The organism is Streptococcus taonis, assembly GCF_029948085.1.
Taxonomy (GTDB): Bacteria; Bacillota; Bacilli; order Lactobacillales; family Streptococcaceae; genus Streptococcus; species Streptococcus taonis.
This window is the reverse complement of record NZ_JARZZP010000003.1, coordinates 26952-39177: the sequence shown is the minus strand read 5'-3', so window position 1 is coordinate 39177 and position 12226 is coordinate 26952. Positions and strand designations below refer to the sequence as shown.

At 33.4% G+C, this 12226-nt stretch carries 13 protein-coding genes, 1 tRNA gene and 1 riboswitch; of the genes, 11 read left to right on the top strand and 3 right to left on the bottom strand.

What is annotated here, in order from left to right; translation table 11 throughout:
• Positions 1 to 2 precede the first annotated feature (2 nt).
• From QEZ38_RS01920 to QEZ38_RS01875, 10 genes are all read left to right on the top strand, one after another.
• A complete protein-coding gene (locus QEZ38_RS01920; RefSeq protein ID WP_153225499.1) occupies positions 3 to 2288 on the top strand; it encodes an ATP-binding protein in 2286 nt (761 codons plus the stop codon).
• Between the two features lie 15 nt (positions 2289 to 2303).
• Positions 2304 to 2921 (top strand): hypothetical protein, encoded by a 618-nt coding sequence (locus QEZ38_RS01915; RefSeq protein WP_281334860.1) that lies wholly within the window; start codon positions 2304 to 2306, stop codon positions 2919 to 2921.
• A gap of 5 nt (positions 2922 to 2926) precedes the next feature.
• Positions 2927 to 3508 carry an HNH endonuclease gene (locus tag QEZ38_RS01910; RefSeq protein ID WP_281334859.1) on the top strand — a complete coding sequence of 194 codons (582 nt, stop codon included), beginning with the start codon at positions 2927 to 2929 and terminating at the stop codon, positions 3506 to 3508.
• Positions 3509 to 3856: 348 nt separating this feature from the next.
• On the top strand, positions 3857 to 4399 hold the full coding sequence (locus QEZ38_RS01905) for a GNAT family N-acetyltransferase (protein ID WP_281334858.1): 543 nt from the start codon (positions 3857 to 3859) through the stop codon (positions 4397 to 4399).
• A gap of 360 nt (positions 4400 to 4759) precedes the next feature.
• Positions 4760 to 5359 (top strand): hypothetical protein, encoded by a 600-nt coding sequence (locus QEZ38_RS01900; RefSeq protein ID WP_281334857.1) that lies wholly within the window; start codon positions 4760 to 4762, stop codon positions 5357 to 5359.
• A 193-nt stretch (positions 5360 to 5552) separates the two neighbouring features.
• On the top strand, positions 5553 to 6407 hold the full coding sequence (locus QEZ38_RS01895; protein WP_281334856.1) for an ADP-ribosylglycohydrolase family protein: 855 nt from the start codon (positions 5553 to 5555) through the stop codon (positions 6405 to 6407).
• Between the two features lie 67 nt (positions 6408 to 6474).
• Positions 6475 to 7041 carry a hypothetical protein gene (locus QEZ38_RS01890; protein WP_281334855.1) on the top strand — a complete coding sequence of 189 codons (567 nt, stop codon included), beginning with the start codon at positions 6475 to 6477 and terminating at the stop codon, positions 7039 to 7041.
• Between the two features lie 116 nt (positions 7042 to 7157).
• Complete coding sequence (locus QEZ38_RS01885) at positions 7158 to 8948, top strand: DUF262 domain-containing protein (protein ID WP_281334854.1); 1791 nt, start codon at positions 7158 to 7160, stop codon at positions 8946 to 8948.
• A gap of 100 nt (positions 8949 to 9048) precedes the next feature.
• On the top strand, positions 9049 to 9438 hold the full coding sequence (locus QEZ38_RS01880; RefSeq protein ID WP_281334853.1) for a hypothetical protein: 390 nt from the start codon (positions 9049 to 9051) through the stop codon (positions 9436 to 9438).
• A gap of 180 nt (positions 9439 to 9618) precedes the next feature.
• Positions 9619 to 9819, top strand: coding sequence for a hypothetical protein (locus QEZ38_RS01875; RefSeq protein ID WP_281334852.1), 201 nt, complete (start codon positions 9619 to 9621; stop codon positions 9817 to 9819).
• Between the two features lie 138 nt (positions 9820 to 9957).
• Here QEZ38_RS01875 and QEZ38_RS01870 read toward each other — a convergent pair.
• The 3 genes from QEZ38_RS01870 to QEZ38_RS01860 all read right to left on the bottom strand — a co-directional run bounded on the left by QEZ38_RS01870 (position 9958) and on the right by QEZ38_RS01860 (position 11022).
• A tRNA-Arg gene (locus QEZ38_RS01870) sits at positions 9958 to 10029 on the bottom strand.
• A 107-nt stretch (positions 10030 to 10136) separates the two neighbouring features.
• Positions 10137 to 10517 carry a large conductance mechanosensitive channel protein MscL gene (mscL, locus tag QEZ38_RS01865; RefSeq protein ID WP_281334851.1) on the bottom strand — a complete coding sequence of 127 codons (381 nt, stop codon included), beginning with the start codon at positions 10515 to 10517 and terminating at the stop codon, positions 10137 to 10139.
• Between the two features lie 70 nt (positions 10518 to 10587).
• Positions 10588 to 11022, bottom strand: a complete 435-nt coding sequence (locus QEZ38_RS01860; RefSeq protein ID WP_281334850.1) for a GtrA family protein — start codon at positions 11020 to 11022, stop codon at positions 10588 to 10590.
• Positions 11023 to 11050: 28 nt separating this feature from the next.
• A riboswitch (PreQ1 riboswitch) is annotated at positions 11051 to 11148 on the top strand.
• On the opposite strand from QEZ38_RS01860, the gene QEZ38_RS01855 reads away from it, so the two are divergent.
• On the top strand, positions 11146 to 11655 hold the full coding sequence (locus tag QEZ38_RS01855) for a QueT transporter family protein (protein ID WP_061863000.1): 510 nt from the start codon (positions 11146 to 11148) through the stop codon (positions 11653 to 11655). Its footprint overlaps the riboswitch before it by 3 nt.
• The last annotated feature ends 571 nt before the right edge of the window (positions 11656 to 12226 follow it).

The following is a 12226-nucleotide window of genomic DNA, read 5'->3' as shown; positions in this document are numbered from 1 at the left end:
CCATGGAAAAGATATCATTCAATGTAGATGCTTATACAGCTCGTTTAATAGGACGGGAAAATGTATCAAAATTAAACGGTGCTATAATTGAATTAGTTAAAAACACATATGATGCGGATGCTACGATTTGTGTCTTATATTATGAAAAAACAACTAATTCGCTATATATCGCAGACAATGGTTGTGGTATGACAAAGGATGTCATTATAAAACACTGGATGACTATTGGAAGATCGACAAAAAAGGATAGATTTATTAGCAAATCAGGTCGAATACAAACTGGAGCAAAAGGAATTGGAAGGTTTGCTTTAGATAGGATATCTGATACATGTGAAATGTTTACTGTTTCTGTGGAAGGAAAGTTAATTTGGAAGGTTGATTGGGAGGATTTTTCAAAGAGTGATAATATTACAGATGTAACAGCAGATTTGTATGAACCAACTGTATCAATAGATGGGTTTCTTGATGAAGTTATTAATTACGAAGTGAAAAATATAATATTAAATAATTTAAAAAACACGGGAACTATTTTTAAGTTAACTTCTTTAAGAGACTCATGGAATGATAATGTTATAAAAAAAATCAAGGACGATTTAATAACATTAATACCATATGAAATGAAAAGTGAATTTCAAGTATATTTCTTTGATGAACAAAACTCAAGTGAAGATGCTGATGTATTAGATGTTGAGAATGCTTTTTCTTATGATTATAAAATTAAATTTAATGTTCTGAAAGATGGAAAAACTTATATTGAGATACATAGAAATGAATTTGACTTTGGTGATAGATTTGATGAAATAATTACACAAGCTGAATTTACTTCAGAAGATGAACAGTATTTTAAAGGCAAATATATTTGTATAGAAACAAACTTTGCACATATGCTACCAAAACGTGGGGAGCAGTTTAAAAATACAATAGGTGAATTTTCCGGAGTTTTGTATTTTGAAAAAGTGACTTCTTCAAAAACAGATGCTGAAAAATATTTCTATAAATTGTCGAATAATCGTAATAATAAGAGGGATATTTTTGGGGGAATAAAAATATATAGAGATAGTTTTAGAGTGAGACCTTATGGAGAACCCAAAACATCTGATTATGACTGGCTGTTATTAGCTGGTAGAAAAAACAAATCTCCTGCTGCACCTTCACATCAAACAGGTGCGTGGAGGGTTAATACTGATCAAATAATTGGATCAATTTTTATTTCTCGCATGAATATTACATTACCAGACCAATCTAATAGAGAAGGTATTGTAGAAACAAAGGAATTTGTATTATTAAAAGAATTTTTAATTAATGTGATTCAGGAATTTGAAAAAGATAGGCAATATGTCTTTCGTAAGTTAGATGCTCGCTATGATAAAATAATGGAAGCTGCAAGGATACAAGCTGAAATTAATAAGAAAGCAGAAGAAGCAAAGGCTGCTAGAGAAGATAAGAAATTTTTAGATGATAGCAGTGAACTCAATCAAAAATCAGAATCTGCTAAAAGTTTTATAGATCCAGAAGAAGCTAAAACCGTTTTAGATCATAAAGATACAGTTATTAAAAACTTAGAAGATGAGAATAGATTGCTAAGAACATTAGCTACAACTGGTATAGTTACTAACACTTATGTCCACGAAATTAAAGATATAACTCATAAGCTAAGCAGAAAGATTGTTATGGCTAAAGAAGCTTTGGAATTAGATAGAAACTTACAAGATGGGTTAAAATATGTAAATGAAGCTAATGTAATGAGAGATTCATTAAATTCATGGTTCAAGGTAACAATAGGTTCTGTAACACGTGATAAAAGAACTATGAAAAAAACAGATTTAATCTTTCTGATATCACAAACGGTAAAGTCATGGGAAGAAACACTTAAAAACGTTTCAATAGTTTTAGAATTTCAAGGTTCAGAAATACAATTAAAATGTTTTCCTTATGATATTGAAAGCATTTTTAGTAATCTGATTGCTAATAGTGTAAGTTCTTTTGAATCCTGTTTTTCAGATAATAAGAGTATAAAAATCGTAGTATCTGACTTAGAACAAGAAATTATTATCAAATACAGCGATTCTGGACGAGGGTTATCTCGTGCCTATAAAGATAATCCAAGAAAAATATTAGAACCTATGGAAAGTGATAGAAGAAATGAAATGGGAGAAACTATTGGCACTGGTATGGGTATGTGGATTATAAATAGAACGGTTGCTGACTATAATGGAAGTATAGATTTATCCGATAATATGAAATATACTTCTGGATTCTATGCCACTATAAAATTAATAAAGAAATAGAAGTGGAGAACTGACATGTATAGAATAGGATTTATTGATGATGATCGAGATTCATATGAGGATTATCAAGTACGTTTAGCAAGAAAAAATATTGAATTACTATATCCAGACGGCATTACTGAAATGCCAGAAATAATAGAATGGCTTTTATCTAATGGTATTAAATGTTTTATTATAGATTATAAACTTAATAATAAATTTAAGTTTTTGGGGACGGAATTAATTACTTATATAAATTTGAAAGTCCCTGATTTACCATGCTTAATATTAACTAATTACCCTGAAGAATCAATAAATGAAAATTTAGTAATTATAAATTTGATTGAAGATAGAAATGTTTTAGCTGCAAATGATATAGAAGAGTTTGTAAGAAAGATCAAACAGGCTGTTGATGTTTTTGAAACTAGGTTACATAAATATCATATCGACTATGAGAATCTTCTCAAAGCAAAGAAAAATGGTTCTATATCAGCAATAGAAGAAGAACAGTTTATAGATTTATATAAATTATTGCGTGCATACGGTGAAGTAGATGACTTGCCAATTCAGCTTTTAAGTAGCGAGGTTAATCAGAAAATTGATGAAATACTTGGAAGAGTAAATGTTTTGGTAGAGGAAATCGAAAACAGGTAAAAGTTATGCGAATACATGGAGAAAATGAAATTAGTAGAAGTATTGATGTGAATCAAGAAAATGACTATAAAAAATATGTTCCTCATTTGAGAGAAGACTTTAAACATATATGCGGTTATTGTGGTAAACCTGAAGAGGTTACAACAAAAGGTTTTGAACCAGATCATTTCGTTCCTGACAGAATAGATTCAAGTAGAAAACTTGATTATTCCAATTTAGTATATTCTTGTTTCACATGCAATAGAAAAAAACTCGGCAAATGGCCAACGGAAAATAAAGATAAACCCAATGATGGAGAGGTTGGATTTGTAGATCCTGTATTAAAAGAATATGATAATCATTTAGGCAGAGATAAAGAAGGTAGTATTGAATTCTATACAAATATTGGTAAATACATGTATAAAAATGCGTTTAGGTTTGATATACGGCCGATGAAGGAAATATGGAAAATTAGTCAATTGATTAATGCAAAGAAAAATTTACTCGAAATTAAAGATAAGCTCACATCAGAGGAATTGATGAAATATTTAGAATTAGATAAGGCTATAGAGGAGTTAAAGAAAATATTATTCGAAAAAAAAGAGTAATCAGATATTATTGCGGTTTTGACTAGATATTAAATCTATAAAATGATGTATCATGATATAAATTTATATAAAAACAAATGCTGATATATAGTTCATATACGATATTCTGAAGCGGTAAGTTTATTAGAGAAGTGTAAAAAGTTCACTGAACCTTTTGAGTTCGTCCATGAGACAAATTGAGACAGAAGGTCGAGAAGGTTCCCTGGGGAATAGCTGTCGTAGAGTAAGGAGTTTACGACGAAATCATACGAAAACAGCAAACCTCTGAGTGCGTATGCTTGCTGGTGAAAAAGTAAAAACTTTCATCTGAAGTAATTTTATAAACAGCTGGAATTTAAGGAGAGAAAAATGATTTTAGAAACGGAGAGATTGATTCTTCGCCCATGGGAAGAAAGAGATGCCAATGATTTATTTCAATATGCCAGTAAGCCAGAGGTTGGTCCGATTGCAGGTTGGCCTGTACATACCAGTGTTGAAAACAGTAGGGAGATTATAAAAAATTATTTTTCAGCACCTGAAATATACGCCATCGTTTTAAAAGAAACCATGCATCCAGTCGGTAGCATAGGATTGATGATCGGCTCTGCAAGTGATAAAGGTATTCCTGATACTGAGGCGGAGATTGGTTACTGGATAGGAGTTCCGTATTGGGGTCAGGGACTGATACCAGAAGCCGTTCGTGAAATTATGAGACATGGATTTGATGACCTGAATCTGGAGAAACTGTGGTGCGGATATTTTGATGGTAATACAAAGTCACAGAGAGTTCAGGAAAAATGTGGTTTCCGTTATCATCATACAAAAGAGAACGTTCCATGTGCATTGGAAGGTGTTCTTCGCACAGAGCACATAACCTGTCTATCAAAAGAAGAGTGGATTTCATTTAAGTAAGGAATAGCCGTCGTAGAGTGAGGAGATTACGACGAAATGATACGGTAAGTCCGAACCGCTGAGAGTGTTTCTCTGCTCTTAAAAGTGAACGAAAGGAATAACGAAAAGCGTAAAGGTAGCTTCTCTAATCGAATAGAGGATAAGAATCAGAGTAATAGTTCAAGTTGGGCTTCTGGATACTATAGTCTGACATGCTATCAATCTATTTCAGAAGCTGGACAAATTGTAATAACTTTCCTTGAAGGAATTGAGATAGATTTATAAGAGACTGTGACTGGGAAGTTGCAGTCTTTTTCAGGTTTTAATGGTATAATGAGATTATAAATGAGTATAATATTTTAATCCTCTGGAGGACGCATAATGTTGAATTTAGTAAAAGGTCATCGAATTAGCTTGGTAGAAAACCTGTTTGAGTCATTTACAAAGTTAACCGAACATCATTTGATGGCGAATGTGCACGCAGAAAAAATATTAGAGGTTTTTCAACACTTTATTGCGATTCATGACGAGCCCTTGTTTTTTATTTTGGAATTGCCTGTTAGTATTGATAGAGAAAAAGTGATAGCAAAGAATATTATCAAGGAATCCCATAAGGATGTTTATTATATTGATGGTTGTTCAAGAGAGGAATGCCTAGCACTGTTGATTAGATACGGTGATTTGCTTATTAATGATGGACTTAGTCAGTTTGGATTTGGTGGGCATCAAAGTCATGATGAGATCATGCTTGATAGCTATAATGTTGTGACAATTTATAGTAAAGAACTATCGAAATTTAATGACTTTTTTGAACCTCATAATATTCAATTTGTAGAAGAACTAGTGACTGCTTGGAAAACTTTTTCTAAGACCTCACCAGGAATCTCTGAAATCTATGAAAGTAATGGAAAAACTGTTTATGACTTGCCTGAAGAATTAGCTGAATGGGGAATATATTTAGCTGAAACTCGAACAGAATAGGTATAGTTATAGATTAGAAATAGAATATTTCAATTCCTCTAATACCCAAAATTTAACTTTAATGAATTTATAGGAGTAAAAGCTATATGCAAACACACGTTGAGGCGGTATTACTCTTTGTACGATCTAAAAAAAAGTAGAGTAGATTTTTAGTATATTTATAGATGTGACATTGGACATTAGGAGGTATTTCATGTTAGGAGCAATAGTTGGAGACATTGTTGGTTCTGTTTACGAATGGGACAATATTAAAACGAAAGACTTTCCATTATTTCGTGATGATTGTTTTTTCACTGATGATACGGTGATGACCTGTGCTGTTGCAGAAGCAATCATGAATGGCGGTCAGAAGGATGACTTTATTGACGCCATGAAAAAATATGGTATGATGTATCCCGATGCAGGTTACGGTGCAAGATTTGGTAATTGGATTGATGGCGATGATCGAGAACCTTATAATAGCTTCGGCAATGGCTCAGCAATGCGTGTTTCTCCATGTGCCTGGACCATGGATTGTAGTTTCTGTGCACGAACTGGAGCCTGGCCGTCCAGAAGAGCTCTTGCACGACTTTCTGCAGAGGTGACTCATAACCATCAAGAAGGGGTCAAAGGAGCTATGGCGACGTCTGATGCTATCTTTATGTGTCGCTTTTACTTTGGAGGTTACTGTGGGGATTATGAACAACCAATCAACGATAATCCTACAGAATGTAAGAGACTCATCAAGGAACACATAGAACAAGAGTATGGATATAATCTTTCTCAAACACTAGATGAAATTCGTCCTACTTATCGTTTCAATGAAACTTGCCAGGATACGGTACCTCAGGCCATCATTGCCTTTCTTGAAAGTACAGACTTCGAAGATGCTATCAGAAATGCTATTTCTCTCGGCGGTGATAGTGACACTCTCGCTGCGATAACAGGAAGTATAGCCGAAGCTGCTTATGGTATACCTGATTGGATTAAAGACAAAGCCTATACCTATCTAGATGAGCCTTTAAAAGATGTGCTCAGACGATGGGAGAAAGAAGTTTCGATATCATAATGGAGATTAGCGAGTCAGTATCCTGTGGTGAAAAAATAATGTACGGACAGTTTAGAAAGGATTATCAATGCTTATATTGGAATTGTATCAAAATCATTATTCAAAAGATTTAGTCGTGTTTGACTCTTTAGAAGATGGAAAAGCCTTTGTAGCTCAAATTCCTGGATATACTTTAGAAACAGAAGATGGGTTTCAAGTGGAGTATGTGAACCCCAAACACTTGCCGGATTATATGGAAATTGTCTTTAACGGAAATATTGTCCCTTTATCTAGATTTTCGTTTAATTTTGAGGAAAATGTGGACATTATTTGGAAAGAAATTTCGAATCTATCCGAACCAAACGATAAAGTGATTGAAGGAGCTACAAAAGTCGATGCTTATGTCATTAACAACGATGAAGTGAAAGCCTATGTAGAAGTCAGAGAAGCAAATTATCACAAGGTAAAAGATTTCTTAGAGCGCAATGGGTATGAAGTTGACAGAAGCTTTTTCGGAAGTGAAGACGGCGAAGCGATTGTCTATAGAAAAAAAGGCGCCGAAGATTGGCACTTCTTGTGTCACTTAGACCCATCGTTTGTAGAGATTGAAGATGTAGAAGGATATGTGAAAGAAGCCATGGAAGATATGCAATAGTTACTCAAAGTTCGTTTTAAGTTTGTAGGATTGCTAGTTAAAGCAATTTGATATAGTGTTCAAAATAATCAATAAAAAAATGTAGTATTTTAGCAAATATAATATGGAGGTTTAAGATGCCAACTACAATAGAAGTTAATAAACAGAGTGTTGAGGCACTACTTGGTAGTGGAAGAACAAAACCATTTGTTATTCCAGAATATCAGCGTCCTTATGCTTGGACGGATGAACAGGTTGAAACACTGTTTGAAGATTTATGGGAATTTACCGTCAGTAATGGTGGTACTGAACGCGAAGGTTCGTATTTTCTTGGAAGTATCGTTTCGTATGAAAATGATAATGGTGAACAGGAAATTATTGATGGTCAGCAACGTATTACCTCTCTGTTTTTATTGTTAAGAGCGATTTACACAAAGCTATTTAATTCTCCATTATCAGAACGAACTCCAGAAGCAAACAATTTTATTGGTAAGATTGAACCTTCAATCTGGCGAACTAATAAACTGACTGGAACAGTTGATTATAAGACTACTCTTCTAACATCACGTGTTGTTAATAATGAAGGTAATGAAATTCTTCGTAAAATTCTCGAAACTGGAAGAGCAAATAAAGATTCTAAAGATAATTATTCTAGAAATTATATTCATTTTCAGGAGTTACTTGATAAACATTCAAGTGAGAATCCCTTAATGATTTATCAGTTCATTTATTCCCTATTAAATCAAGCTATTCTTTTACCAATAACTGCCGATACCCAAGATACAGCATTGACTATTTTCTCTACTTTAAATGACAGAGGTTTACCGCTATCTGATGCTGATATATTTAAAGCTAAGATTTATAACCATCTTGAGGGAAAAGATAAGGAAACATTTATTGAACGCTGGAAAGAGCTTGATGAACAAGCTACAGCAGCTAACGAAAGTATCCAACAATTATTTTATTACTATATGTTCTATCTTAGGGCTTTGGAAAAAGATACTAAAAGTACTACACCTGGTGTCAGAAAATACTATTCGAGTAACAAATTTGAACGCCTTTATCAATCTGAATTATTAGATAATTTATTCGTAATGATCGAATTATGGAAAGTAATTAATAAAGGTGAAGTGCTGGAAGATGAGAGTTGGTCATCAAATATAAAGATAAAACAAACATTAGATACACTTACTTCATATCCTAATGAGTTCTGGAAATATCCGGTGATTATATATTATATTTGTTATCGTAAGGATAAAAACTTTGAGGATAAATTTGCAAGATTCTTAAACAAATTACTCGCTGAACTAATGACAAAGTACATTCTTATTCCAACTATCAATGCTGTTAAAGGTGATATTTTAAAATTAAATTCAGCAATTGTTGTATCAGATATTCCTAAATTTGATTTCAAAGAACTAGACCAAGCTCAACTTGAAGCAGGAATCCAAAATCCTCACCGTAATGTGGTGAGAATGTTGCTTAAAACACTTGCTTATAAACATCAGGATTCATTATTACCAAGTAAATGGGAAATCGAACATATCTTCCCTCAAAAATGGCAAACTAACTATTTTATCGATGAATCAGATCATAAAATCCGAGAGAAAATCGAGCATATAGGCAATAAATTACCATTTGAAAAGAAGTTAAATATTATAGCAGGAAATGGTTACTTTGCTAAAAAGAAAAAAGAATATGCAGATTCTAAGATCGAAATCACAAAAGTTATGGGACTTTCTGAAATTCAAGAGTGGAATTTAGAGTCAATTTCGAAAAGAGATATCAGGATTTCAGATTCTATTATTGCAATTCTTAAAAAATGGAACAAAGAGTATTCGGTTATTACAAAAGAAATTGTTTCCAATAAACCTTCAGATGAGGATTTAGCTCGTATTGCTGAATTTAAGGAAAAAGGATGGATTTAATGGTAAATCAATAACAAGTAGCTGTGCGTTTTTCAAACTACTTTAGATTTTTATAGAGAGAAAGCGTATGAGATGATTGAAAATAGTGGAGAGAGATTTAATGCTAGAGTGGAAATCTGTACCAGAGGATGAATATGAAGCTAGTGCAGCTTTTAGTGAAAATAGTCATTACGAGATTTCTACGATGACTTTGAAGGGAAAGAAACATCTGATTCGATTGAAATTTCCCTTCTGTCATTTTTACCAAATCACAGATAGAGGCATTTTTAATGCTCTTCATAAGATTCCTCGGTCGCCAGTTCTTGAATCCCCTATTTGTAAGCTAGAGACTAGTAGCCTGATTACAGAAGTGATTCATAGGGCGGGTGGAGTTTTGGCTGAAGTAGACTTGGTTCATTTTCGTATTTGTGCTAAGAATCTAGTTTTTGACTTAGTTCTCTATAAAAATCAAGAGAGTGATATAAGGATAGAAGAGGTTGAACAAAAATGAAGTGGGTTCATATTGGTGAGGAAATAGAGTATGATTGGTATGAACTACGGTGTCAACTTTCTCAAGAAAATCACCTACAAATTTTTCTTGAGGGCTTAAAGAATCAAAAGCTCAAATACTGTATTGATTTTGGTAAGATTCTTTTTTGCAGATCCATCGATGAGGGGGTGGGACCTGAATTTGCTCGAAGAAGATTTACTTAGTGGACCAGAAATTCCCTATTTATCAGATGGGATTTTACTTGAAATGATAGACACTCACCTTAAAAACAGAGTTCAAAAATTTTATCCTGACCCCATCTATCACTACCAAGTACAGGGAATTAATTTTGGAATAGACGTTCTTACAGAGGCATTTCCGATTATTAAAAAACTAGACTGAAACCAAGGTAAAAGCAACCCTTTTTCAACAATAAAATAGGCTCCATAATATCTTTAGGGAATTTATCCACTAGAAATATTATGGAGCCTGAATCCTTACAGCTTTATCTACAGATTTTGGTAAGTTCTTTATAAAATATCCACCCTGAGGGAATCGAACCCCCATCTCAAGAACCGGAATCTTACGTGATATCCATTACACTAAGGGTGGAAACTTTAATTATTATATCAAAAAAGAGAGCTGAACTCAAGTTTTTTCTAAACTCAGCAAAAGGAGAAGTAAAAAAGGATTCAGTATGAACCGAATCCTCAAGACGATTATTTTTTCTCAAGAAGAGCTTTGATTTCTTGAAGAACTTCCAACTCAGTTGGACCAGCAGGTGCTTCTTCAACAACCTCTTCTTTTTTGCGAAGGTTTTGAGCTTTTTCCATTGCTTTAATCACAAAGAATAGAACAGTACCAACTACAAGGAAGTTGATAACAGCACTCAAGAAGTTACCGTAAGCAACCCCATTCCATGAAAGTTCAGCAATACGTTCGATTTTCGCTGCTTTCAAAGCAGGGTTCAATAGAAGTGGAGTGATGACATCATTAACAAATGAAGTAACGATAGCACCAAAAGCAGAAGCGATGATTACACCGACAGCAAGGTCTACAACGTTACCACGGAGCAAAAATTCTTTAAGATCTTTTAACATTTTCTTTTTCCTTTCGTAATTTTACATTCTAAATTATAACTTAATCATCTGTTGAATGCAAGTAATATGCTCAGTGTTTTTTAAAAACAAAAACTTTACTGAAGATATAGTTGAGGACTATAATAGTAAGTTGTGCAAAAATAGTCTCAATTGTATTGATAGTATTGAGATTATCACCTACAAATTGACCGATAATATGAGGGTAACTCGTCACAAAAATAAAGGTCAGAAGTAGGTCTAATAGGAAAGTTATGAATCTTGCAGTCGTAAATTTTATCAGACGCTTGAACCAATGTTTTCGTTTCTGTTTAAAAACAATGGTATCATTTGTGAAAAAAGCAAAGAGAATTCCAGCTATATTTCCCAGAGCAGTCGCCCATAATTCTTGTTTACAAAGATAAAAAATCGTGATGCGAACAATGATAGAAACAAGAGTAGTCGCAACTCCGAAAAATAAGTAGGAGAGGATTTCATTATCGAAAAAATTTTTTATGCATGTTTTCATAAAAATAGTATAGCATAAAGGAGATAAATGTGCTATACTTGTAAGGTTGACTTGCTCAACCCTTGGTGCTTAGCTTCTTTCACCAAGCATATTAGACGCGCTATTGTCGCTAAAGGAGAAAACATGAAAAAACTAACTGTTCGTGATATGGCGGATATTGCCATTGTCGCAGCAATTTATGTGGTTTTGACAATCACACCACCCCTTAATGCTATCAGTTACGGTGCTTATCAGTTCCGTATCTCTGAAATGATGAATTTTCTTGCCTTTTACAATCCTAAGTACATTATCGGTGTTACTCTTGGCTGTATGATTGCTAATTTCTTCAGTTTTGGAATCATCGATGTCGCGGTTGGTGGAGGATCAACTCTTGTCTTCCTAAGTTTAGGCGTATGGTTGTTTAGCAAATATAAAAAAGACTATCTTTTTAATGGATTGATCCGAAAAGATCATTTCTTCTTTTCAATTCTTTTTTCGATTTCAATGATCACCATTGCTGCTGAATTGAACATCGTAGCAGAAGCACCTTTCTTCTTAACTTGGTTTACAACTGCTATCGGAGAATTCGCTTCACTCATTGTTGGTGCTATTCTTATCGGAAAAATCGGTAAACGTCTTGATTTGACTAGATAAAGATATCACATGAAATATTATTGAAAATGGCTGAACTTTGTTCAGTTTTTTTCTTTATCCATGAACCTAGAAGCTCAACAAAAGTGGTATAATAAAGAAAAAAGGGATTATTTTAGTATGCATAGTTATAGTATTTCAGTTTTTGAAGTCCTTTGGGAACATCCGGTCATTAGATTTTTGTTAATTTTTTTAGCACTATTTTATGCCTATCTTTTTTTCCAAAGAGTTAAGACATCCTTAAAAAGTGGTGGGAGTATGTTGGATCCTTTTCATATTGCAAAGGGAAGATTATACATTCACACGATTATTCTTTTTAGAAAAAGGATTGTTCCTCTAGCTGAAATTAGACAGATTGATATTGATTACATTCGAGGGAGAAGAATGAATGGGGACAGGTATCATCTGTATTTTACAAGGAAAGATGGAAAATCTTTTACTTTTTATTTTGGAAAAAGCAAAAGAAACGAGGAGTTAGTGAAAAATCTTGCCAATGTGGCCAAGAAGTGCCATATTAAAATCTATTATTATTATTATTAAGAGTCGATTGCTGTTGTCACTTGTGACAGTTGTC

What these genes read in the sequence shown, in the direction of transcription:
- QEZ38_RS01885 (WP_281334854.1), top strand. Translation starts at nt 7,158, where the DNA reads ATGCCAACTACAATAGAAGTTAATAAACAGAGTGTTGAGGCACTACTT.
- QEZ38_RS01880 (WP_281334853.1), top strand. Translation starts at nt 9,049, where the DNA reads ATGCTAGAGTGGAAATCTGTACCAGAGGATGAATATGAAGCTAGTGCA.
- QEZ38_RS01915 (WP_281334860.1), top strand. Translation starts at nt 2,304, where the DNA reads ATGTATAGAATAGGATTTATTGATGATGATCGAGATTCATATGAGGAT.
- QEZ38_RS01910 (WP_281334859.1), top strand. Translation starts at nt 2,927, where the DNA reads ATGCGAATACATGGAGAAAATGAAATTAGTAGAAGTATTGATGTGAAT.
- QEZ38_RS01900 (WP_281334857.1), top strand. Translation starts at nt 4,760, where the DNA reads ATGTTGAATTTAGTAAAAGGTCATCGAATTAGCTTGGTAGAAAACCTG.
- mscL (WP_281334851.1), bottom strand. Translation starts at nt 10,517, where the DNA reads ATGTTAAAAGATCTTAAAGAATTTTTGCTCCGTGGTAACGTTGTAGAC.
- QEZ38_RS01895 (WP_281334856.1), top strand. Translation starts at nt 5,553, where the DNA reads ATGTTAGGAGCAATAGTTGGAGACATTGTTGGTTCTGTTTACGAATGG.
- QEZ38_RS01860 (WP_281334850.1), bottom strand. Translation starts at nt 11,022, where the DNA reads ATGAAAACATGCATAAAAAATTTTTTCGATAATGAAATCCTCTCCTAC.
- QEZ38_RS01890 (WP_281334855.1), top strand. Translation starts at nt 6,475, where the DNA reads ATGCTTATATTGGAATTGTATCAAAATCATTATTCAAAAGATTTAGTC.
- QEZ38_RS01855 (WP_061863000.1), top strand. Translation starts at nt 11,146, where the DNA reads ATGAAAAAACTAACTGTTCGTGATATGGCGGATATTGCCATTGTCGCA.
- QEZ38_RS01905 (WP_281334858.1), top strand. Translation starts at nt 3,857, where the DNA reads ATGATTTTAGAAACGGAGAGATTGATTCTTCGCCCATGGGAAGAAAGA.
- QEZ38_RS01920 (WP_153225499.1), top strand. Translation starts at nt 3, where the DNA reads ATGGAAAAGATATCATTCAATGTAGATGCTTATACAGCTCGTTTAATA.